Source organism: Hymenobacter sp. BT559, assembly GCF_016427535.1.
Taxonomy (GTDB): Bacteria; Bacteroidota; Bacteroidia; order Cytophagales; family Hymenobacteraceae; genus Hymenobacter.
The window spans coordinates 1,226,447-1,247,580 of the sequence record NZ_JAELXV010000001.1 but is presented as its reverse complement, the minus strand read 5'-3'; the positions used below and the strand labels follow the sequence as shown (position 1 = coordinate 1,247,580).

Below are 21,134 nucleotides of genomic sequence, written 5' to 3'. Positions count from 1 at the left end.
GCACGTTACTTTCTATTTAGCTGTTCATTGCTCATTGTTAATTGCTAATTACCCGAATATGGATACTCTTTTGTCCCGCGTCGAGCAAGCTCTGGACGGCTTGCGCCCCTACCTAGCCACCGACGGCGGCAACGTGCGCGTGGCCGAGATTACCCCCGACGGCGTGCTGAAGCTGGAGTGGGAAGGTGCCTGCGGCGCCTGCCCTATGTCGCCCATGACCCGCGCCGGCCTAGAAGACACGGTGCGCAAAGCCGTGCCCGAGATTACGGCCGTCGAGGCTCGCTAAGCTAAGCGGCTAGACCACTTAAGGCTGATTTACGTTACACGTCTGTCATGCTAGGCTGACGAAGCGGTTTACCAAGGTTGAATTAATCATTCTGACCTAGTAAGCTGCTTCGCAAGCCCAGCATGACAGACGTTTTTTTACGGATACGCCCGTCCGCTTTTTTGCTTCCATGCCCGCCTCGCCCGCCAACGACCCCAGCCTGCACTCCTGGATTGATATCCGGCCCACCGACGACTTTCCAATTCAAAATCTGCCTTTTGGGGTAATAGACGTGCCCGACTGGGGCCCGCGCCTGGCAGTGGCCATCGGCGGCTACGCGCTAGATTTGTACGCTTGCGCGCAGTTGGGCTACTTCGACAGCGTGGCCGAAGACGTGCCAGAGCTAGGGGCGGCGTTGCCTAAGGTATTTCGTCGGCGGTCGCTCAATGCCTTTTTAAAGCTTGGCCCGGTCGCCTGGCGGGCTGTGCGCGAGCGCGTGAGCGAATTGCTGCGCCACGACAACCCTACCCTGCGCGACAATGAGCTGGCGGTGCGCACTTGCCTGCTGCGCCAGCGCGACGTAACGATGTTGCGCCCTGTAAAGCCCACCAATGTTACGTGCTTTGAGGCCAGCCGCACTCACGCCCTCAACGTAGCTCAGCTCCTAGGTGGTGTTAGCTCCCTAAGTACTCACTGGCATCACCAACCCCTTGCCTATAGCAGCCGCGCTAGCTCGGTGGTAGTGAGTGATACTGCTATCCGGCGGCCCAGCGGCCTGCACGTGCCAGCAGACCAAACCGAGCCAGTTTTTGGTCCTACTCAGCAGTTAGATGTTTCGCTCGAAACCGCCTTTGTGGTAGGCCAGACTACTGCGCCTGGCACTACAGTGCCCGTAGCGCAGGCCGAAAGCCACATTTTTGGTATTTTGTTGTGCAATGAGTGGCACGCGCGTGACTTGCAGCGCTGGCAGGCGCTGGCCCTAGGTTCATTGGCCCAGATGCATGTTGCCAGCAGTGTATCACCCTGGGTTGTGACGCTTGATGCGCTGGAGCCCTTTCGGGTGGCTGGCCCCGCGCAGCAGCCCGAGCCTCTGCCCTACTTGCAGGCCTCGGGCGAGCAGCACTTCGACTTACACCTCGAATTGTTATTCAAACCCACTGGCTCTACCGTGGCGCCGCTGGTACTGAGCCACACCAGTACTAGCACCAACTATTGGAGCATGGCCCAACAGCTCGCGCAGCTCACCGCCAACGGCACTGCCCTAGAAGCTGGCGACCTTTGCGCCTCAGGCGCTAGCAGCGGCCCTACTTCCGGCGCGCTGGGTAGCCTGCTAGAGCTTACCCAAGGCGGTACGCAGCCGCTCAGCCTACCCAACGACTTGCACCTAGGCTACTTGCGCGACGGCGATACGGTAATTGTGCGAGGCTACGCCGAAAAAAACGGTCTGCGCATTGGCCTAGGCGAAGTGAGCGGCACGGTGCTGCCTACCACTACCTAGGGAAGCACCTTTATGTCGGTTCGCACAAAATAGCGGGGTTACGTGTTTCAGAAATGTTGCTTTTTAACTAGTAAAAGTCAGCTAACCTTGCTTTCGTATGGCTACCCAACGTTTCAAAACCACCATCAACTGCGCCAATTGCCTGCGCGCCATCACGCCCACCCTCAATGCTGAGCCCGCCATTACGGCGTGGCAGGTGGACACTACTACCCCCGACAAGCTTTTAACCGTGACCACCGAGCTGCCCGCTGCTCAAGTAGTAGCCTTGGTAGAGGAAGCCGGCTTCGAGGCTCAACCTCTGGCCTAGCCCACCTAGGGGGCTATTTTTAGCCTACCCATCCCATAAGCTGAAGCATTGCCGCGCCCTACCCTAAGTAGCGCTGCGGCAATGCTTCAGCTTATTTTTTTTATGGTAAGCTTGTCCTATTCATCCCTGTACAACAGAAGTATTCTATCATTTTTTAAAACAAATTTTCTTTTGCGAGCGGCCTTATCTACGCTTCACTTAATATCGCAATCGATTTCGATTGTCTTTCCCAAATATAATTACCTATAAATCAAAAATATAAAGCCAGGCTTGGCATTTTCACCTATAGTAGTAGCCACATGCCGAGCTAATAACCTAGAAAATCAGGTAGCAGCTACCGTGCACAAGATTGTTGCCTGAGCCCTACATTTAGCGTGCTTATCCGGTCGTTATATCAAACCGAAGAGGAAATACACAGTGAGTACAACCTTGCTACTATTCCCCACGGGCTGCTTGCTTCCGCGCCGCTCTTCCACCTAGCCCACCCTCTTCCATGACCACCCGACGTGCGTTCGTCAAGTCAGCTGCGCTGCTCTCAGCTGGCGTGCTTGCTAGCCCCAGCCTCTTTGCGGCTTCTAAGCAGTACATTGGCTTGCAACTCTTTACTGTGCGTGAGGCAATGCAGCAAGACCCTACCGGCACGCTGGCCAAAATAGCCCAACTGGGCTACAACTCGGTAGAAGGCGCTTCTTATACGGGCACGCAGAAGTTTTACGGCATGGAGCCGGCGGCTTTTGCTAAGGTGTTGCAGCAGCATGGCCTTATCATGCCGAGCAGCCACTACATATTGGGCGAGGCGCAGTACAATGGGCAACCCATCCAGGGCACCATTCTGCACGGCTGGGACAAGGCCGTGGACGATGCAGCTCAGGCGGGCGTGAAGTACATGGTGTGCGCCTACCTCATGGACAGCGAGCGCGGCAACCTCGACCACTATAAGCAAATAGCAGAGTACCTGAACAAAGCTGGCGAGCGCTGCAAAAAGGCAGGCATGCAACTCTGCTATCACAACCACGACTTTGAGTTTCAGGCGCAGGACGGCCAAATGCCCTACGACTTGCTACTGAGCCAGACCGACAAAAATTTGTTAAAGATGGAGCTCGACCTATATTGGGCCACCAAAGCAGGTCAAGACCCAATAGCCTTATTTAAAAAACATCCTGGTCGCTTCCCTCTCTGGCATGTGAAAGACATGGATAAGACGGCCGCGCGGAACTTCACGGAAGTAGGCAACGGTTCGATTAATTTCAAGCGCATCTTTGCCCAGGCTCCACTGGCCGGCATGCAGTATTTCTTTGTAGAGCAGGACCAAACGCCCGGCTCGCCCTTCGACAGCATCAAGCAAAGCATTTCCTACATCAAACGTGCACTAGTGTAATTATATGCACAGTGCTTAAAGGTTTAAGCATTCTTCATTGTCTACTAATTACTCATCTATTCTCACCCAATTTTTCAATGGAAAAGTACACCTATGACGCCATCGTCATTGGCTCTGGCATCTCGGGCGGCATGGCTGCCAAAGAGCTGACCGAGAAGGGCTTGAAAACCATCATGCTGGAGAGGGGCCGTAACATAGAGCACATCAAAGACTATGTGAACGCCAACAAAGCGCCGTGGGAATTTCCCCACCGCGGCGGCAAGACGCAGCAGATGATGGAAGACTATCCGGTGCTGAAGCGTGACTATACGCTTAACGAGACGAACCTCAGCTACTGGGTAAATGAAAAGGAAAGCCCCTACGTGGAGGTAAAGCCCTTCGACTGGTTTCGGGGCTACCACGTGGGCGGGCGCTCGCTGATGTGGGGCCGCCAAAGCTACCGCCTCAGCGACCTCGACTTTGAGGCCAACCTGAAGGACGGCGTAGCCGTGGACTGGCCCATTCGCTACAAAGAAATGGCGCCCTGGTACAGCCACGCCGAGAAGTTTGCGGGCATCAGCGGCAACCGCGATGGCATTCCGCACCTGCCCGACGGCGACTACATGCCGGCCATGGAAATGAACGTGGTGGAAAAGGATGTGGCTGCCCGCATCAAGAAGCACTACAAGGAGCAGCGCCACATGATTATTGGTCGCACGGCCAATATCACCAAGCCTCACCACAACCGCGTAAACTGCCAGTACCGCAACAAGTGCTGGCTGGGCTGCCCGTTTGGCGCCTACTTCAGCACGCAGTCGGCCACGCTGCCCGCGGCTATGGCTACCGGCAACCTCACGCTGCGGCCGTTCTCTATCGTTACCAAGATTATCTACGACAAGGACACCAAGCGGGCCAAAGGCGTAGAAATTCTGGACGCTGAAACAAACAAAACCTACGAGTACTTCGCCAAGGTTATCTTCTTGAACGCCTCGGCCCTCAACTCGGCTTGGGTACTCATGAACTCGGCCACTGACGTGTGGCCCGGCGGCCTAGGTAGCAGCAGCGGCGAACTGGGCCACAACGTGATGGACCATCACTTCCGGGCTGGTGCCAGCGGCGAAATGCCCGGCTACGAAGACAAATACGTGTATGGCCGCCGCGCCAACGGTATCTACATCCCACGCTTCCGCAACATCGGCGGCGACAAGCGCGACTACATCCGGGGCTTTGGCTACCAGGGCAGTGCCGGGCGCCAGGGCTGGAGCCGCGATATTGCTGAAATGAGCATTGGCGGCGACCTCAAAGACGCCCTTAGCGAACCAGGCGGCTGGACCATGGGCATCACGGGCTTTGGTGAAACCCTCCCCTACCACGACAACCGCATTTTCTTGGACAAAGACAAGAAGGACAAGTGGGGCTTGCCGGTGCTAGCCATGGACGCTACCATCCGCGACAACGAGCTGAAAATGCGCATCGACATGATGGCCGATGCCAAGGAAATGCTCGAAGCCGCTGGCCTGCAAAACGTGAAGACCTACAACAACCCGTACTCGATGGGTGGTGGCATTCACGAAATGGGTACCGCCCGCATGGGCCGCGACCCCAAGACCTCGGTGTTGAACGCCAACAACCAGGTGTGGGATGCGCCCAACGTGTACGTGACCGACGGCGCCGCCATGACCTCGGCCGGCTGCCAAAACCCCTCGCTCACCTACTTGGCCCTCACGGCTCGCGCTGTGGACCACGCTGTGGGTGAATTGAAAAAGCAAAACGTCTAACCCCCTCAAGTTACTTAGCCATGATGAACCGAAGAGATGCCCTGGCCCGGGTAGCCCTGCTGATGGGCGGCGCCGTAATTGGGGGCGATTATTTCCTGACCGGGTGCAGCCCTGCCAGCTCCGACAAGCAAGGAGGTGACATGAAGGACCAGGCTACGGCCAATGCCAAGCCTAAGGATATCCTAACGCCCGAGCAAACTGCTTACCTCACCGAAGTGGCCGACACCATCTTGCCCGCCACCAAAACGCCGGGTGCCAAGGCGGCCAACGTAGGCTCTTTCATGGCCGTGATGGTGCGCGACTGCTACACGCCAGAAGACCAAAAAATCTTCATGGACGGCATGACCAAGCTGGAGGAGGCTAGCAAAAAGCAGAACAGCAAAGGCTTCTTGGAGAGCACTCCAGCCCAGCGCACCGCCCTACTCACGGCGCTCGATACCGAGCAGAAAAACTACGGCAAAACCAAAACGCCGGAGCAGCCCAATCACTACTTCCGGATGATGAAAGAGCTGACACTACTGGGCTTCTTCACGTCGGAGGTGGGTGCCACGCAAGTGCTACGCTACCTGCCAGTGCCGGGCAAATATGACGGCAACGTGCCCTACAAAAAAGGCGACCGCGCCTGGGCTACTACCTAAATCCTGAGCTGCTAGCTGCTGGCTGTTAGCTCCTAGCTTTCGGCCAAGCAGCTAGCAGCCAGTAGTTAACAGCGAATGGCTAATACAACAAAACTACGCCTAGGTATGATTGGCGGTGGGCAGGGTGCCTTTATCGGCGCAGTCCACCGCTTGGCGGCGGCCCTCGACGGGCAATACGAGCTAGTGGCCGGCGCCTTTAGTAGTAACCCCGATACCTCGCGCGCCACCGGGCAACTGCTGGGCCTAGCGCCCGACCGCGTGTATGGCTCTTACGAGGACCTGATTGGGCAGGAAAAAGCGCGGCCCGAGGCCGAGCGGGTGCAGGTTATCAGCATCGTGACGCCCAACCATCTGCACTTTGCTCCGGCCAAGCTGGCGCTTGAAAGTGGCTTCGACGTGGTGCTCGATAAGCCCATGACGTTCTCGCTGGCCGAGGCTAAAGATTTGGCCGCTGTGGTGGCTACCACCGGCCGTCGCCTATGCCTCACGCACACCTACACCGGCTACCCCATGGTAAAGGAGGCCCGCCAACTAGTGGCACAGGGCACCCTAGGGCGCATTCGCAAGGTGTATGTGGAGTATCCGCAGGGCTGGCTCAGCAAGTTTGAGGAAGGTGGCGAAAACAAGCAAGCTGCTTGGCGCACCGACCCGACTAAGAGCGGCATAGCGGGCGCTATGGGCGACATTGGTACCCACGCCTTCAACCTGCTGGAGTACGTGAGCGGCCTGCGCGTAGAGAAGCTTTGCGCCGACATCAACACGGTAGTGGAAGGCCGCCGGCTCGACGACGATGGCGCCGTATTGCTGCGCCTCAGCGACGGGGCCAGCGGCGTACTGGTAGCCACGCAAGTAGCTGCTGGGGAAGAAAATAACGTGCGCATTCGCGTCTACGGCGAAAAGGGCGGGCTCGACTGGATGCAAGCCGATGCCAACACCTTGCTGGTAAAGTGGCTCGACCGGCCCACCGAAATTTGGCGCACGGGCGGCCCGTCGGTAGGCTCTTACGCCAACCACAACACCCGCACGCCCGCCGGGCACCCCGAAGGCTACCTAGAGGCCTTCGCCAACCTCTACCGCAACTTTGCCCTCACCCTGCAAGCTGAGCAGGCTGGCCAGCCCGCCTCGCCCGAAGCGCTGGATTACCCCAGCATCGAGGAGGGCGTGCGTGGCATGGCCTTCATTGAAAATGTCATCGCCTCGGGCCGCTCCGACCAGAAGTGGACCGACTTTACCGTGTAGCCGCCTCGTATGAAGACTATCAAAGGACCCGCTATTTTTCTGGCCCAGTTTATTGGGGATGAAGCACCGTTTAACAGCCTAGAGAGCATTTGCGCCTGGGCCGCGGACCTAGGCTACAAGGGCGTGCAGCTACCCACCCTCGACAGTCGCTTTATCGACCTGAAGCTGGCCGCCGAAAGCCAGACCTACGCCGATGAGCTGAAAGGCAAAGTGCAGGCTGCAGGCTTGGAAATCACCGAGCTCTCGACCCACCTACAAGGCCAGCTCGTAGCCGTGAACCCCGTGTACGATACGCTGTTCGATGGCTTCGCACCCGAGGCGCTTCGGGGCAACCCGCATGCCCGGCAGCAGTGGGCCGTGCAGCAGTTGGAGTACGCGGCCAAGGCCTCGCGGCGACTAGGCCTCACGGCACACGTTACGTTTAGCGGGGCGCTGCTATGGCCCTACCTCTACCCCTGGCCCCAGCGCCCAGCCGGCCTGGTTGAGGAGGGCTTTGCTGAGCTAGGTCGCCGCTGGCGGCCTATTCTCGATAAGTTCGATGCCAACGGCATAGACCTTTGCTACGAGCTGCATGCCGGCGAGGACCTGCACGACGGTATCAGCTACGAGCGGTTTTTGACCGAGGTCAATGACCACCCGCGCGCCTGCCTGCTCTACGACCCCTCGCACTACGTGCTACAGTGCCTAGACTACTTGGAGCACATCGACATCTACCACGAGCGCATTAAGATGTTCCACGTCAAGGATGCCGAGTTCAATCCCACGGGCCGGCAGGGCGTGTACGGTGGCTACGAGTCGTGGCTCAACCGGGCCGGGCGCTTCCGCTCGCTGGGCGACGGGCAGGTCGATTTCAAGGCCATTTTCAGCAAGATGGCGCAGTACGACTTCCCCGGCTGGGCCGTGCTAGAGTGGGAATGCGCCCTCAAAAACTCCGCCGACGGCGCTCGCGAAGGCGCCCAATTCATCAAAAACCACATCATCCACGTCACCGACCACGCCTTCGACGACTTCGTTGCTTCGGGCAGCACGGAAGCGTCGAACCGCAAGCTCCTAGGTCTCTAATTCTCTCTGCATTTCTCCATCATGAAAAAAGTATTGCTACTAGTAGGTTGCCTCGCCGGGCTAGCGGCCTGCACCTCTACTCCTGAAAAGAAGGAGATGACCGCCACCGAGCGCGCTAACAGCCAAGACGACCCCGAGGCTAAGGCCACCCCGCTAAACCAGGATAGCGCCGCCAACGTGAAGCTGGCGGCCGTGGCTCACCAGCCACAGGTTGATACCAACTCCTCTAAGATTGGCACCTCACCCGTGGGCAAGCCCGCCGGCAAGGGCGCGCAGCTGGTAGCCGCCTCCGACTGCGGCAGCTGCCACCGCGAGGGGGAGAAACTCATTGGCCCAGCCTACCGCGATGTAGCCAAGAAATACCCCGAAACCCCGGCTAACATTGCGATGCTAAGCCAGCACATCATCAATGGCGGCGCGGGCCACTGGGGCGATATTGCCATGACTCCGCACCCCGGCCTGTCGGAAAGCGACGCCAAGGAAATGGTACGCTACGTACTGAGCCTCAAATAAGTAATTGAGAATTAGGGATCAGAAATTAGGACTAGTGGCTCTCTCCCTACTCCTGGTTTCTGATTCTTAGTTTTTAATTTTTAATTAAAAATTCCTCCCCACCCATGTCTACTGCTATTCGGATTAAGCTGTCCTTGATGATGTTCCTAGAGTTTTTCATCTGGGGCGCGTGGTTTGTAACCCTCGGAACGTACTTGTTGCACAACCTGAACGCGTCGGGCACGCAAGTGGGGGTAGCTTTTCTTACGCAGTCTATCGGGGCCATCGTGGCGCCGTTTATCGTGGGGCTGATTGCCGACCGGTACTTCTCGGCCCAGAAAATCTTGGGGGTGCTGCACCTGGCTGGCGCGCTGCTGCTGTGGCGCGCTTCGTCGGCGCCCGACTTCAATAGCTTCTACCCCAACATTCTGACTTACATGGTGCTGTATATGCCCACGCTAGCGCTGGTGAATTCCATCGCTTTCCGGCAAATGCAGAACCCGCAGAAGGAGTTTGCCCAGGTGCGGGTGCTCGGCACGCTGGGCTGGATTGTAGCGGGCCTCACCATTGGTTGGCTCAACTGGGAGCAAACCAATAGCTTGCAGGCTACCTTCCTGATGGCGGCTGGTGCCGCCGCGCTCCTAGGGGTATTTAGCTTCACGCTGCCCGCCACGCCGCCCGTTAAGAGTGGGCAGTCGAGTTCGATAGGCGACCTGCTGGGTCTAGAGGCTATCGGCCTGCTGAAGAATCGCTCCTATCTGATTTTCTTCCTGGCCTCCATCGCCATCTGCATTCCGCTGGCCTTCTACTATGGCTTCACCAACCCCTTCCTCAACGAAGTGGGCATGAAGGGTGCCGCCGCCATCCAGAGCATGGGCCAGGTATCGGAGCTACTATTCATGCTGGCCATTCCACTGTTTTTCAGCAAGCTAGGGGTAAAGAAAATGCTGGCCATCGGTATGGGGGCTTGGGTGCTGCGCTACATCTTTTTTGCCTATGGCAACGGCGACAGCAACTACTGGATGCTGATTGCAGGCATCGTACTGCACGGCGTATGCTACGATTTCTTCTTCGTAACGGGCCAGATTTATACCGACAACCTAGCTGGCGAACGCTTCAAGAGCTCGGCTCAGGGCTTTATCACGCTGGCTACCTACGGGGTGGGCATGCTCATTGGCACGCTGCTGTCGGGTGATATTTTCGATAAATACACCCTGGGCAGCGACTCCCACGACTGGCGCATGATTTGGCTGATTCCGGCTGGCATCGCGGCGGTAGTGTTGGTACTCTTCTTGCTATTCTTCCGCGAGCGTAGCGGGGCCGGGGCCACCAACTCGAGCGAAGCTCCGGTGGCATATGGCGAGACTTCTACTGTGGCGCCCGGCTAGTCGTTACTTGTTAACCATATGAAAAACCTGAATCGCCGGACGGCCCTCAAGGGCTTGCTCACTACTACTGCTACCCTAGGTGCGCTGGGCACAACCAGCGCTTACTCCATGGAAACTGCCCAAACTGCCGAGGCGGAGACTACGCCAATGCTCAACAACATCAAGCAATCGGTGTGCCGCTGGTGCTTTCAGGACCTGTCGCTCGACGACCTGTGCGTGAAGGCTAAAGAAATGGGCATTAAAGGCATCGACTTGGTAGGGCCAAATGATTGGGCTACGCTCAAGAAGCACGGCCTCGACTCGCCCATGTGCAACGGCGCAGAGATTAACCTCACCGACGGCTTCAACGACCCGCGCTTTCATGCCCAGCTGCACAAGCAGTATTCGGCCATGATTCCGAAAGTGGCCGCGGCCGGCTACACCAACCTGATTTGCTTTAGCGGCAGCCGCCGCGGCATGACGGACGAGGTAGGCCTGACCAACGCCGTGAAAGGCTTGCAGCCGATGGTAGAATTGGCGGCCAAGCATAAAGTGGTGCTAGTGATGGAGCTGCTAAACAGCAAAATTGACCACCACGACTACCAGGCCGACCGCACCAGCTGGGGCGTAGCCCTGGCCAAGCGCCTAGGGTCTGAGCATTTCAAACTGCTCTACGACATCTACCACATGCAAATTGATGAGGGCGACGTTATCCGCAATATCACCGACAACCACGCCTACATCGCGCACTACCACACGGCTGGCGTGCCCGGCCGCCATGAGCTCGATGACAACCAGGAGCTGAACTACCCCGCTATCATGCGGGCCATTAAAGCCACCGGCTTTCAGGGTTATGTGGCGCAGGAATTCATACCTAAGCAAACCGACAAGCTGGCTTCATTGCGGCAGGCCGTGCGCCTCTGCGACGTGTAAGCGGGCAGGCGCCCATCTAGGACAAGTTTCTTCTCAGCCTGGGCTGGGCACTGTGCCGGGCCCAGGCTTTTTCCTTATCCCCCATTCTTTAGCCTTATGAAACATCTCTTTCTTCCTGCCGCGCTGCTAGTCAGTGTCGCAGCCTACGCGCAAGGCAAACCCGAGGACACCGAAGTGTACGAGCCGGTGCCCAAGGTAGTAGCCGCCACCCCCAACCTGGCCCCACCGCCCGCCGATGCGATTGTGCTATTCAATGGCAAGGACCTCAGCCAATGGGTGATGACCGAAGACCGCAACACGCCTGCCAAGTGGAAGGTAGGTGGCGGGATGTTTACGGTAGACAAAACCACCGGCAACATCGAAACCAAGCAATCCTTCACCAACTACCAGCTGCACCTAGAGTGGCGTGTACCGGCCAACATCACCGGCACGGGGCAGGCCCGCGGCAACAGCGGCCTTTTCCTGGCCTCGCTGGGCAAGGGCGACCTAGGGTATGAGTTGCAGATTTTGGACTCGTACAACAACAAGACTTACGTGAACGGCATGGCAGGCAGCATTTACAAGCAGCGCGTGCCGCTGGCCAACCCCTGCCGCAAGCCCGGCGAGTGGCAGAGCTACGACGTGATTTGGCTAGCCCCCACTTTCAAGGCTGATGGCACAGTGGCCACGCCAGCCCGCGTTACTGTCATCTTCAACGGCATCGTGGTGCAAAATAACGTGGAGCTGGCTGGCCCCACGCAGTACATCGGCCCGGCTGCCTACCGGCAGGCCCATGGCGCCTCGCCAATCAAGCTGCAGTCGCACGGTGACAAGAGCGAGCCCAATAGCTTCCGCAACATCTGGATACGCGAGCTAGAAGCCCGTCCCTAGGTTCTCCTTCTGATTACCTAGGTACCTAAGCAACAAAAAGCCCGCCTGCTACTGTAGCAGGCGGGCTTTTTAGTGGCTACTATATTACTAGTAGCCGGGGTTCTGCGTCAGGTTGGGGTTTACCGCCAACTGCTGATTCGGAATAGGGAAAATGAGGTACTTAGGGTCGCTGCTCGTGGGGCCCTGCTCAATCGGCCCTAGGTAGGTACCGAAGCGCACCATGTCCTGGCGGCGCCAGTTTTCTAGGTATAGCTCGCGGCCACGCTCGGCGTAGAGCGTGGGCAGGTCTACGTTGGCGAGGGCGCCAGCATTGCGCGATGAGTGCGTGCGAATAGAGTTGACCAGTGCCGTGGGCGTGCTGCCGTAGGAGCCAGCCGAGGTAGCGGTGCCACCGCGCAAGATGGCTTCAGCTTTCATCAAGAGCACGTCGGGCAGGCGGAAGTGCACCATGTCGTTGTCCGTGGTACCAGCCGGGTTGTTCGTGAAATCGGGTGGGTACTTCATCGGCCGGATACCAGTCACTTCCAGGTTAGAGCCGGTTTCAATCAGGCGTACTTCGCGCGTGAAGGCTAGCGGCGCGCCGGTGCGGTCTTTTAGTGGCGTGTCGGTGCTGCTCGTCAAGTCGTACTGCTGGCCTACCAGAAAGCCTACGTTCTGGTGCCGGAAGCGGTTGGTAGGGCCGTTGGTGTAGTCGTACACCGTGCCGCGCCGAATATCATTAGCTCCAAACGTATCGTAGAAGCTCGGCAGGGCGCAGGGTCCATTGTAGCCCGTCGGCGTCATGTTGTAGTGCGAGATAAAGCGCCACAAATCATACTGTGCGCCGCTGCTCACACCCCCAATATTGAGCTCGGTAAAAATATTTTCCGTGCCAATAGTCGTGTTAGCCGGAGCAAAGTTGTCGAAGTAGTTGGTGGCAAACCGGTAGCGGCCGCTATTGATAATCTGGTCAGCCAGCGTAATTACCTGATTCATGTCAGCCGCCGCAAACGTGGGAGTTTGCCGATTGGTATACACCCCGCGGTTGAGGTAGCACTTCATGAGCAGGCAGCGGGCGGCGTCCTTGTTGGCCCGGTAGGCCGGCGCATCGGGCAAGTTGCCGATTACGGCTGTCACTTCGCTGATAACGTAGTCGAGTGCCTCCGTTCCCTTGCGCACCTTAGCATTATTAGCTACCAGTTCGCCGGGCTCGCGGTAAGGCACTTGGTTGTAAAGGTCCATCGTCCAGTAAGTGGCGAAGGCACGGATGAAGCGGGCTTCGGCCTGCTGCTGCGTAGTGGCCCCAAACTCGGGCCGCAGCACGTCGGTAGCCGCGAAGATGACGCCCCCTAGGTTGGCAAAGGCGTCGCGCACTTCGGGATGGTTGGCGTCCCAGTTGTGCAGGTGCAGTGCCCGCCACTTGCCATTGTCGTCCCAGTCGCCTGCCCGGGTAGGCATAATGCGCTCGTCGGTCGTTACTTCCGACATAGCAAATATCTGGGTGGCCCCTTGGAACGGGCTGCGCATGGCGTTATAAGCCCCATCAAGCAACGACGACGCATTGCCTGCTGTAATCTGGTCTGGCGTCAGGCCAGCCTGAAACTCCTCATTAATCTTGCAGCTATCAGCTAGTTGCAGGAAGGCCAGCATGGCCGCCGCGCTGAGTATCTTTTTCATATAAATAGGTAGCAGTGGGTGGGAATTATAGAGAGAAGTTGACGCCGAAGGTGAAGGTGCGGGCCGACGGATAGCCAGTGTAGTCGATACCAGCCGAAGGCACTACTCCCGACGACTTGTTGGTATTCACCTCAGGGTCAAAGCCGCGATACTTGGTGATAACGAACAGGTTCTGGCCGATGGCGTAGATGCTCGCGCCCTTAAATACCTTGCCGATGTCACCTAGGGCGTAGGAAAGCGTCACGTTGGAGAGCTTCACAAAATTGCCGCTTTCCAGGAAGCGCGTGGAGGGGGTTACGGCGTTAGCCAGCGACTCCTTTACACCGCCTTCGTACTCGCTGAGGGCGATATTCTTGCCAGCCCGAATCTGGCTCACGTTCAGCACACTGTTGAAAGTGTTGTTGTAAATTTTGTTGCCAAAAATCCCGTTGAAGTTTGTAATCAACGACAGCTTGCTGTAACGGAACGTGGCGCTAAGACCGGCAATAGCAGTGGGGTTGGGATTGCCCGCGTAACTGGCTGGAGTAAAATCGTTGTAGAGGCCAGTGCTGGGGTTGAGGCCGTTGTAAGTAGGCAGGAAGAAGCCGTTCAGAGGCTGGCCATTTTGGATGGTTTCGGCCAGTACGCCCGAGAGACCCTGCCCGCTGAGCGTGCCCGTCTGGATGATAAGCGCGTTGGGCAGGCCCGTCACGTTGTTCTTCACGAAGGTGGCGTTGGCATTAAAGCTTACCCCGACACGCGCATTATCAACGGCCGTAACACCTAGGAGCAGTTCTACCCCTTTGTTAACAATGACACCGTTGAGGTTCTGCCAGATAACGCTGCTACCACCGGGGGCAGCCGGGAAGCCCGGGATGTTGGGGTAGAGCAGGTCGGTAGTACGCTTGTAGAAGTAGTCGGCCGACAGCGTCACGCGGTTGTTGAACAAAGCCACATCGAGGCCGGCATTGTACTGCTCGTCCGACTGCCACTTCAGGTTGGGGTTGGCGTTGGTCGTCTGCACGAGGCCTCCATTGTTGGCCTGGAATACAAACTGGCTCCGGGCCGAGCCAGCCGGAAACTCTTGGTTACCAGTGCGGCCATAGCCTACACGCAGCTTTAGCTGGTTGAGGCTTTCATACTTCGACTTCAGGAAGTTCTCCTGGCTGATATCCCAGGCCGCCGAAACCGACGGGAAGTAGCCGTACTTGTTGTTTTCACCAAACTTGGTGCTACCGTCGGCACGCAGGGTGGCCGTCAGCAAATAGCGCTCCTTGTAGTTAAGAATAGCGCGACCAAAGAACGACTGCAGTTCCGTAACGGGGTCTACAAACGACGAGATGAGGCGGCCCGAGGGGTTGGAATACTGGAGGTAGTTGGTGTAGTCGAGGCCGTAGGTACCAAAGCCAATGGGCGTGCCGTCGGCATTGGCCGGGCCGCGACCGCTGAGGCCAGTACCCGAGTAATTAAACTTCGTGTACTCGTAACCCAGCAGGGCATTTAGATTAAGGTCGGTTGCTACCTTCTTGTTGAAATTCAGCGTGTGCGTCATCTGCTGCGTTTGCAGCTCGGTAGTGCTGATGGCCGCGTAGCCTAGGTTCTGATAGTCCTGGATATTGAGGCGCTGGTCGATAGACGTGCGACGGATACCAGTGCTGTAGTTGGTGGCAAACAGTGCGCGATACTCTAGCCAGTCGTTGAACTTATAGTAGGGCGAAATCGAAGCTAACGCTGTCGTTACCCGAGCCCTATCGTTGTAGTATTCTTGCTGCGCTACCGGGTTGATAACCTGGCCCTGACGGACAAACGGGCTGCCATCGTCGTTGTAAAGCCTATCGGTGGGATTCCACTGTAAGGCCTGGCCAATGAGGCTACCCCGGAAGTCACCGTTATTGGTAATAGGCGCCAGCTGCTCGCGTGATTGGCTGGCCGTGATATTAATATCGATACCTAGGCGCTTGCTCTCCAAGAACTTCGCGTTGGTCACGAAGTTGGCGGTGTACTTCTGGAAGCCAGTCTTCTTCACGATACCCTTTTGGTCGAGGTAGCCGAGCGAGAGACGGTAGCGCGCGTTCTCACCGCCGCCGCTTACGGCCCCGGTGTAGTTTTGCAGCGGGCCGGTTTGCAGAATAGCTCCCAGCGGGTCATTATTCTGCCCTAGGTCGTTGGTTGCCGGGGCACCGTAGTAGGTCAGGGCCTGCCGAAATTGGTCGGCATTCAGCACTTTGATGCGGCGCATAATATTCGAGAAGCCGCCCGACACGCCAAAGTCAAATTTGGGCTCGCCCGCTTTGCCGCGCTTCGTGGTGATAAGCACCACGCCATAGGCCGCCCGCGAGCCATAAATAGCTGTAGCCGAGGCGTCCTTGAGCACCGTCAGCGACTCGATATCGGCGGGGTTCAAGAAGTTGAGCGGGTTGCTATCGGGGCTATCCCCGAGGCTCGTGTTCAGGCCGGGGCGGGCCGAGCGGCCATCAAGCGGCACCCCATCCACTACGTACAGCGGCTGGCCGGTACCCGTCACGGCTGAGTTGCCCCGGATACGAATGGTAGAGGCACCGCCGGGCTGTCCACTGTTCTGGGTTATCTGCACGCCCGACGTACGGCCTTGCAAAAGCTGGTCGGGTGACGTGAAAGTACCCTTGTTAAACTCCTTGGTACCTACGGTGCTTACGGCACCGGTCAGGTCGCTTTTTTGCACGGTGCCGTAGCCTACTACTACTACATCGCCTAGGGCCTGGGCATCGTCTTTCAGCGTTACGCTCACCGTATTTCTGCCAGTGATGTCAACTACCTGGGTACCATAGCCCACAAAGGAGAATGACAGCTTGGTGGCATTGGCGGGCACCGATAGCTGGAAGCCGCCATCGGCGCCGGTGCTGGTGCCGGTGGTAGTGCCAGGCACGAGGACTGTTACGCCGGGCAAGGCAGTGCCCGTACCATCGAGCACCTTACCCGATACCTGGCGGGCAGTTTGTGCATAGCCCGCTATAGGTAGGAAGAGAGACAGGAGCAGCAGTTTACCGCTTAGAATGGACCGGGGCGCCGGCTGCTCATAAGCATAATTACTTGAGTAACTGGTGTTACGCATGGGTAAAATATGAAAGGGTGGGAAAACAGAAACAACTACAAAGGGAGCCAAATCAACCACAAACGATTTCGGAAAACGTTTCCGGAAATGTTAGGGAAGCTGGCTATTCTTGACTTGTTGAGCGTGAGTGCGGTAAAGGTATAGGTCGCGATGCTTTTCCTCGCTACTCTTGGCTGGGAAATACTTGAATTAAGCCGTCTATTTTTTTGCTAGCCCTCTGGCTAGTAGCAAGGCCTGACATTTAGCTGAATCTTAAAAACGACATCCTAAACCAACTACATCTAATTAGCTTACTGCAGCTTAACCACCACTGCTTGCCAGGGCTGTAGCGTTAGCCCAGCATCCATTTTTAGTGTTGAATAGTTGTTGAGCCAAGGTGTGCCAGTTGGTTTCAGGCCGGTAGGCAGGCTCCAGGTGCGCGGCGCCGATGAAAAATTAAGCACGACCAATACTTTCTCGGTGCCTTGGGTGCGGGTATAAGCGTAAATGTGCGGGTTGGCCGCGTCGAGTAGCTGGTACTGCCCATACACCAGTACGGGGTGGTTTTTGCGTAGCGCGATGGCCTGGCGAAAGTGATGGAGCACCGAGCTGGAGTCATTCTCCTCGGCTGCCTGGTTGATGGCCACGTAGTTTGGGTTGACTTTTAGCCAGGGCGTGCCGGTAGTGAAGCCGGCATTAGCGGTGGCATCCCACTGAAAAGGCGTGCGGCTATTGTCGCGCGAGAAACGCTTGAGCGAGTGGAAGAACGCTGCCTCGTTGCCGCCCTGCTGCTTCAGCAACTGGTAGGCGTTGCGGGCGGCTACGTCGCGGTAGTCAGCTATGCCGTTGAAAGTGCTGTTGGTCATGCCCAGCTCATCGCCGTTGTAGCAGTAGGGCGTACCGCGCATGGTGAGCAGGAAGGTATTGAGCAGCTTGGCCGAAGCGGCGCGGAAAGCCGGGCGGTCGTCGCCAAACTTGCTCACCATGCGGGGCTGGTCGTGGTTGCCTAAGTCAATGGCTTGCCAGCCTTTCTGGGCAAAGGCGCTGTCCCAGTGCGTGAACACGCGCTTGAGGTCTGTGAGCTTGTAAGTGTCAGCGTCGCTGCCCACGCCGGTGCCTTCGAAGGTATACGTCATATCGAGCTCCTTGCGGGCGGGGTCCACGAAGAGCATGGCTTCGGTGGTGTTGCGGCCCGCGCCTTCGGCCACGCTCATCACGTTGTACTTGCTCAGCACCTCCTGGTTTATCTCTTTTAGGTAGTCGTGAAGGCGGGGGCCGTGGTTGTAGGCATTGGTAAAGGTGGCCTGTGTGACGCCGGGTATGGGCGGAAAGCTGGGGTCCTTAGCCACAAATTGGAAGGCATCCATGCGAAAGCCGTCGATGCCCTTATCGAGCCAGAAGCGCATGATATTATGCACTTCCTGGCGCAGCTTAGGATTGTTCCAGTTCAGGTCGGGCTGCTTTTTAGAGAAGTAGTGCAGGTAGTAGCTCTTGGTGGGCGCGTCGTACTGCCAGGCGTCGTGCTTTACGTCGAAGGTGCTGAAGCGGGCCGGCGGCGTGCCTTTTTCGGCGGGCCACCAGTAGTAGTAGTCACGGTAGGGGCTGGTGCGGGAGGCCCGCGCCGATTTGAACCAGGCGTGCTCGTCGCTGCTGTGGTTCACTACCAGGTCCATCACCAGTTTGATGCCGCGCGCATGCATGCCTTTGAGCAGTGCGTCGAAGTCGGCCATGGTGCCAAATTCCGGCATTATTGCGCGGTAGTCGCTGATGTCGTAGCCGTTATCATCGTTGGGCGAAGCGTAGATGGGGTTTAGCCACACTGTACCTACGCCGATGCTTTTGAGGTAGTCGAGGCGCCGGATGATGCCTTTAAGGTCCCCCACCCCGTCGCCGTTGCTGTCCTGGAAGCTGCGCGGGTAGAGCTGGTATACCACTGTTTCCTTCCACCAGCCCGGCTTTTTGTTGAGCATAGCGGTGCTAGCAGGCTTGTTAGCCGCAGCCGGAGAATTGGCGCTTTCGGTTTTTGAAGTTTGATTGCAGGCCACCGTCAGGGCCAGCAATCCACCTAGCATCGCGTACTTATTCTTCATTACCTAGGGCAGTATAATCTATTGATGAACAGCCAGGAGCGCTTCGACCTGTGGCAACGATACGGCTGGGGTAGCGCCTTGGTAAGTGGCTACCAGCGAGCCCGCTGCGCAGGCAAAAGCCAGACACTCGGCCGGCGCTTGGTCGGCCAGCCAGCCCTTGAGCAGCGCGGCCAAAAAGGCATCGCCGCTGCCAATAGTATCCTGCACGGTCACGCTGGGGCTGGCGCTGTGGTAGAGCTGCTGCCCGGTCCAGAGCACGGCCCCGTCGGCGCCTTTGGTCACGCACACGGCTTGCAGCTGAAAGTGCTCGGCTAGCCAGCGCAGGGCCGTTTCTTCGGCGGGGCTGCCCCCAAACCACCCCATGATTTCGGTCAGCTCGTGGTGGTTCATCTTCACAAGGTTGGCCTGGCGTAGCAGGTAAGTCACCACATCGCGCGAGTAGTGCGGGGCGCGCAGGTTTACATCAAACACCTTGAAGGGCGCGGCGGGCAGTAGCCGGTACAGCGTTTCGCGGGTGGTGGGGCTGCGGGCGGCCAGGCTGCCAAACACAAAGGCATCGGTGGCCTCCACCAGTGCCCCTAGGGCGGGCTCGTACTGGATATAGTCCCAAGCTACGGGCTGTACTATTTTGTAAACAACCTCGTTGCGGTCGCCTACATTGGCCTCTACCACACCAGTCGGGTGGGTTTCGCCGCGCTGCACATAGTGGGTACTTAGGCCTTTGCCTTCTACAAATGCTACTAACTGGGCCCCTAGGTCGTCGTGGCCCACGCAACTGATAAGCTGTGACACCAGCCCAAACTGGTGTAAGTGCACGGCCACATTGAGGGGCGCGCCGCCGGGCTGAGGGCCACTAGGCAGCACGTCCCACAGCATTTCTCCGAAGCAGGCAATAGGCATGAGGTGGGTGGGGATATTAGTGTGAAGGGGAAGAATAAGTGCCTGTTATTGCCAGGAGACACGACGAACCAATGCCAACTGGACGAGCACACCTAGGTTCTGTTCGGGTGCGCTTGCTTCGCTGCACTCGCAAAGACAGTTGTTAGTGCATGACCAGTGTGCGCTCGACGCCTTCCAGGCTGGTGCCCTTAGTTTCGGGCATGAAGCGCCACACGAAAATTAATTGAAGCACCATCATGCCGCAGAAGATGGCGAAGGTGTGGCCGCCGCCGAGCTTGTCGGCAAAGGCCGGGAAGGTGAAGGCGATGACTGTAGCCATAACCCAGTGCGTAGAGCTACCTAGGGCCTGGCCCTTGGCCCGCACAGCGTTGGGGAAAATCTCGGAGATGAAGACCCAGATAACGGCGCCTTGCGAGAAGGCAAAGAAGGCGATGTAGCCAAACAGCAGCCCCGGCACCAGCAACGTACCAAACTGCTGCGTGTAAAAGGCCCGCGCCACCAGCCCTAGGGTGATGATGAGGCCCACCGAGCCCACGAACATGAGCGTGCGGCGACCAAACCGGTCAATCACGTTGACACCTAGTAAGGTGAAAATGAAATTGACCAGCCCTATGCCCGCCGAGGACAGCAGCGCTGCGCCTTGCCCGAGACCCGTCATTTCGAAGATGCGCGGGGCGTAGTAGATGATGGCGTTGATGCCCGACACCTGGTTGAAGAAGGCGAAGGCTACAGCCAGTAGCACAGGCTTGCGGTACTGTGAGCTCCAGAGCGACTCGCTTTGCTCGGCGGCGTGCGCCTGGCTGGCCAGGATGGCGGCCACGTCCTCGTCTACGGTATCGGGGTTGACGATGCGCAGCACCTCGCGGCCCTCCTCTACGCGGCCGTGTAGCAGCAACCAGCGCGGGCTTTCGGGCACCCGGAACAGGAAGAGCAGAAATGCGATGGAAGGCACCGCTTGCACGCCCAGCATCAGGCGCCATGAGTTCTCGCCGACGCCAGCCAGCAGGTAGTTGGAGAGGTAGGCGACTAGAATGCCAAAGACAATGTTGAATTGGAACAAGCCCACCAGCTTGCCTCGCGACTTGGCGGGCGAAATCTCGGAAATGTAGAGCGGCGCCGTTACCGACGAGGCCCCTACCCCTAGGCCACCTAAGAAGCGAAACACCAGAAACGGCACCCAGCTCGGGGCCAGCGCCGCGCCCACCGCCGACACCAGGTAGAGCACCGCAATCCAGCGCAACGTTTGGCGCCGACCTAGGCGGTCGCTGGGGATGCCGCCGAATATGGCCCCAAGCACGGTACCAATAAGGGCGATGGAAATGGTGAAACCGTGCTCGACCGCGCTCAGGTGCCAGAGCTGCTGAATGGCTTTTTCGGCGCCCGAGATAACGGCCGTGTCGAAGCCGAACAGGAAGCCGCCCAGCGCCGTGACGATAGACCAGAAGAGTACTTTGCGCTGTGACATTGGGTGGGGAGAAGTGCGTATCGGAATCGATTGCAACAAATGTCCAGTGCCGCCACCCAGGCCGCCGTACTTGATTATCCCAAATGCGTTAAGAATTAATGCAATTTGACTTCGAGCAAAATTATAACTGACAATCAATAATTTACCAGCAATATTTCAACCTAGGGC

Annotated in this window: 17 protein-coding genes; 12 read left to right on the top strand and 5 right to left on the bottom strand. The window is 57.7% G+C overall.

What is annotated here, in order from left to right:
• The first annotated feature begins 58 nt into the window (after positions 1-58).
• The 12 genes from JAO77_RS05155 to JAO77_RS05100 all read left to right on the top strand — a co-directional run bounded on the left by JAO77_RS05155 (position 59) and on the right by JAO77_RS05100 (position 11,806).
• Positions 59-286 (top strand): NifU family protein, encoded by a 228-nt coding sequence (locus JAO77_RS05155; protein ID WP_198989219.1) that lies wholly within the window; start codon positions 59-61, stop codon positions 284-286.
• Positions 287-455: 169 nt separating this feature from the next.
• The gene (gene fahA, locus JAO77_RS05150; protein WP_198989218.1) at positions 456-1,763 is read left to right on the top strand and encodes a fumarylacetoacetase; all 1,308 of its coding nucleotides are present in this window, start codon (positions 456-458) and stop codon (positions 1,761-1,763) included.
• Positions 1,764-1,860: 97 nt separating this feature from the next.
• Positions 1,861-2,070: a heavy-metal-associated domain-containing protein gene (locus tag JAO77_RS05145; protein ID WP_198989217.1), complete on the top strand. Its 210-nt coding sequence runs from the start codon at positions 1,861-1,863 to the stop codon at positions 2,068-2,070.
• Between the two features lie 493 nt (positions 2,071-2,563).
• Positions 2,564-3,448, top strand: a complete 885-nt coding sequence (locus tag JAO77_RS05140; protein ID WP_198989216.1) for a sugar phosphate isomerase/epimerase family protein — start codon at positions 2,564-2,566, stop codon at positions 3,446-3,448.
• A gap of 77 nt (positions 3,449-3,525) precedes the next feature.
• Entirely contained in the window at positions 3,526-5,205 is a 1,680-nt protein-coding gene (locus tag JAO77_RS05135; protein ID WP_198989215.1) for a GMC oxidoreductase, read from the top strand.
• 20 nt (positions 5,206-5,225) lie between these two features.
• A complete protein-coding gene (locus JAO77_RS05130) occupies positions 5,226-5,843 on the top strand; it encodes a gluconate 2-dehydrogenase subunit 3 family protein (protein WP_233635947.1) in 618 nt (205 codons plus the stop codon).
• A gap of 75 nt (positions 5,844-5,918) precedes the next feature.
• On the top strand, positions 5,919-7,082 hold the full coding sequence (locus JAO77_RS05125; RefSeq protein ID WP_198989214.1) for a Gfo/Idh/MocA family protein: 1,164 nt from the start codon (positions 5,919-5,921) through the stop codon (positions 7,080-7,082).
• Between the two features lie 9 nt (positions 7,083-7,091).
• On the top strand, positions 7,092-8,144 hold the full coding sequence (locus JAO77_RS05120; RefSeq protein WP_198989213.1) for a sugar phosphate isomerase/epimerase family protein: 1,053 nt from the start codon (positions 7,092-7,094) through the stop codon (positions 8,142-8,144).
• Between the two features lie 21 nt (positions 8,145-8,165).
• Entirely contained in the window at positions 8,166-8,657 is a 492-nt protein-coding gene (locus JAO77_RS05115; RefSeq protein ID WP_198989212.1) for a c-type cytochrome, read from the top strand.
• 104 nt (positions 8,658-8,761) lie between these two features.
• The gene (locus JAO77_RS05110; protein WP_198989211.1) at positions 8,762-10,024 is read left to right on the top strand and encodes a nucleoside permease; all 1,263 of its coding nucleotides are present in this window, start codon (positions 8,762-8,764) and stop codon (positions 10,022-10,024) included.
• Positions 10,025-10,042: 18 nt separating this feature from the next.
• Positions 10,043-10,936, top strand: coding sequence for a hydroxypyruvate isomerase family protein (locus JAO77_RS05105; RefSeq protein ID WP_198989210.1), 894 nt, complete (start codon positions 10,043-10,045; stop codon positions 10,934-10,936).
• 96 nt (positions 10,937-11,032) lie between these two features.
• Entirely contained in the window at positions 11,033-11,806 is a 774-nt protein-coding gene (locus JAO77_RS05100; protein ID WP_144849431.1) for a 3-keto-disaccharide hydrolase, read from the top strand.
• An 87-nt stretch (positions 11,807-11,893) separates the two neighbouring features.
• Here JAO77_RS05100 and JAO77_RS05095 read toward each other — a convergent pair whose 3' ends face one another.
• The 5 genes from JAO77_RS05095 to JAO77_RS05075 form a co-directional block, all read right to left on the bottom strand.
• Complete coding sequence (locus tag JAO77_RS05095; RefSeq protein ID WP_198989209.1) at positions 11,894-13,462, bottom strand: RagB/SusD family nutrient uptake outer membrane protein; 1,569 nt, start codon at positions 13,460-13,462, stop codon at positions 11,894-11,896.
• A gap of 25 nt (positions 13,463-13,487) precedes the next feature.
• Positions 13,488-16,532 (bottom strand): SusC/RagA family TonB-linked outer membrane protein, encoded by a 3,045-nt coding sequence (locus JAO77_RS05090; RefSeq protein ID WP_198989208.1) that lies wholly within the window; start codon positions 16,530-16,532, stop codon positions 13,488-13,490.
• A 290-nt stretch (positions 16,533-16,822) separates the two neighbouring features.
• Positions 16,823-18,601, bottom strand: a complete 1,779-nt coding sequence (locus JAO77_RS05085) for a glycoside hydrolase family 13 protein (protein WP_198989207.1) — start codon at positions 18,599-18,601, stop codon at positions 16,823-16,825.
• An 18-nt stretch (positions 18,602-18,619) separates the two neighbouring features.
• Positions 18,620-19,501, bottom strand: a complete 882-nt coding sequence (locus JAO77_RS05080; RefSeq protein ID WP_235998212.1) for a carbohydrate kinase family protein — start codon at positions 19,499-19,501, stop codon at positions 18,620-18,622.
• Between the two features lie 142 nt (positions 19,502-19,643).
• A complete protein-coding gene (locus JAO77_RS05075) occupies positions 19,644-20,966 on the bottom strand; it encodes a sugar porter family MFS transporter (protein WP_198989206.1) in 1,323 nt (440 codons plus the stop codon).
• Positions 20,967-21,134 lie beyond the last annotated feature (168 nt).

Coding starts and splice junctions, on each gene's coding strand:
- JAO77_RS05155 (WP_198989219.1), top strand. CDS start 59: ATGGATACTCTTTTGTCCCGCGTCGAGCAAGCTCTGGACGGCTTGCGC.
- fahA (WP_198989218.1), top strand. CDS start 456: ATGCCCGCCTCGCCCGCCAACGACCCCAGCCTGCACTCCTGGATTGAT.
- JAO77_RS05145 (WP_198989217.1), top strand. CDS start 1,861: ATGGCTACCCAACGTTTCAAAACCACCATCAACTGCGCCAATTGCCTG.
- JAO77_RS05140 (WP_198989216.1), top strand. CDS start 2,564: ATGACCACCCGACGTGCGTTCGTCAAGTCAGCTGCGCTGCTCTCAGCT.
- JAO77_RS05135 (WP_198989215.1), top strand. CDS start 3,526: ATGGAAAAGTACACCTATGACGCCATCGTCATTGGCTCTGGCATCTCG.
- JAO77_RS05130 (WP_233635947.1), top strand. CDS start 5,226: ATGATGAACCGAAGAGATGCCCTGGCCCGGGTAGCCCTGCTGATGGGC.
- JAO77_RS05125 (WP_198989214.1), top strand. CDS start 5,919: ATGGCTAATACAACAAAACTACGCCTAGGTATGATTGGCGGTGGGCAG.
- JAO77_RS05120 (WP_198989213.1), top strand. CDS start 7,092: ATGAAGACTATCAAAGGACCCGCTATTTTTCTGGCCCAGTTTATTGGG.
- JAO77_RS05115 (WP_198989212.1), top strand. CDS start 8,166: ATGAAAAAAGTATTGCTACTAGTAGGTTGCCTCGCCGGGCTAGCGGCC.
- JAO77_RS05110 (WP_198989211.1), top strand. CDS start 8,762: ATGTCTACTGCTATTCGGATTAAGCTGTCCTTGATGATGTTCCTAGAG.
- JAO77_RS05105 (WP_198989210.1), top strand. CDS start 10,043: ATGAAAAACCTGAATCGCCGGACGGCCCTCAAGGGCTTGCTCACTACT.
- JAO77_RS05100 (WP_144849431.1), top strand. CDS start 11,033: ATGAAACATCTCTTTCTTCCTGCCGCGCTGCTAGTCAGTGTCGCAGCC.
- JAO77_RS05095 (WP_198989209.1), bottom strand. CDS start 13,462: ATGAAAAAGATACTCAGCGCGGCGGCCATGCTGGCCTTCCTGCAACTA.
- JAO77_RS05090 (WP_198989208.1), bottom strand. CDS start 16,532: ATGCGTAACACCAGTTACTCAAGTAATTATGCTTATGAGCAGCCGGCG.
- JAO77_RS05085 (WP_198989207.1), bottom strand. CDS start 18,601: ATGAAGAATAAGTACGCGATGCTAGGTGGATTGCTGGCCCTGACGGTG.
- JAO77_RS05080 (WP_235998212.1), bottom strand. CDS start 19,501: ATGCCTATTGCCTGCTTCGGAGAAATGCTGTGGGACGTGCTGCCTAGT.
- JAO77_RS05075 (WP_198989206.1), bottom strand. CDS start 20,966: ATGTCACAGCGCAAAGTACTCTTCTGGTCTATCGTCACGGCGCTGGGC.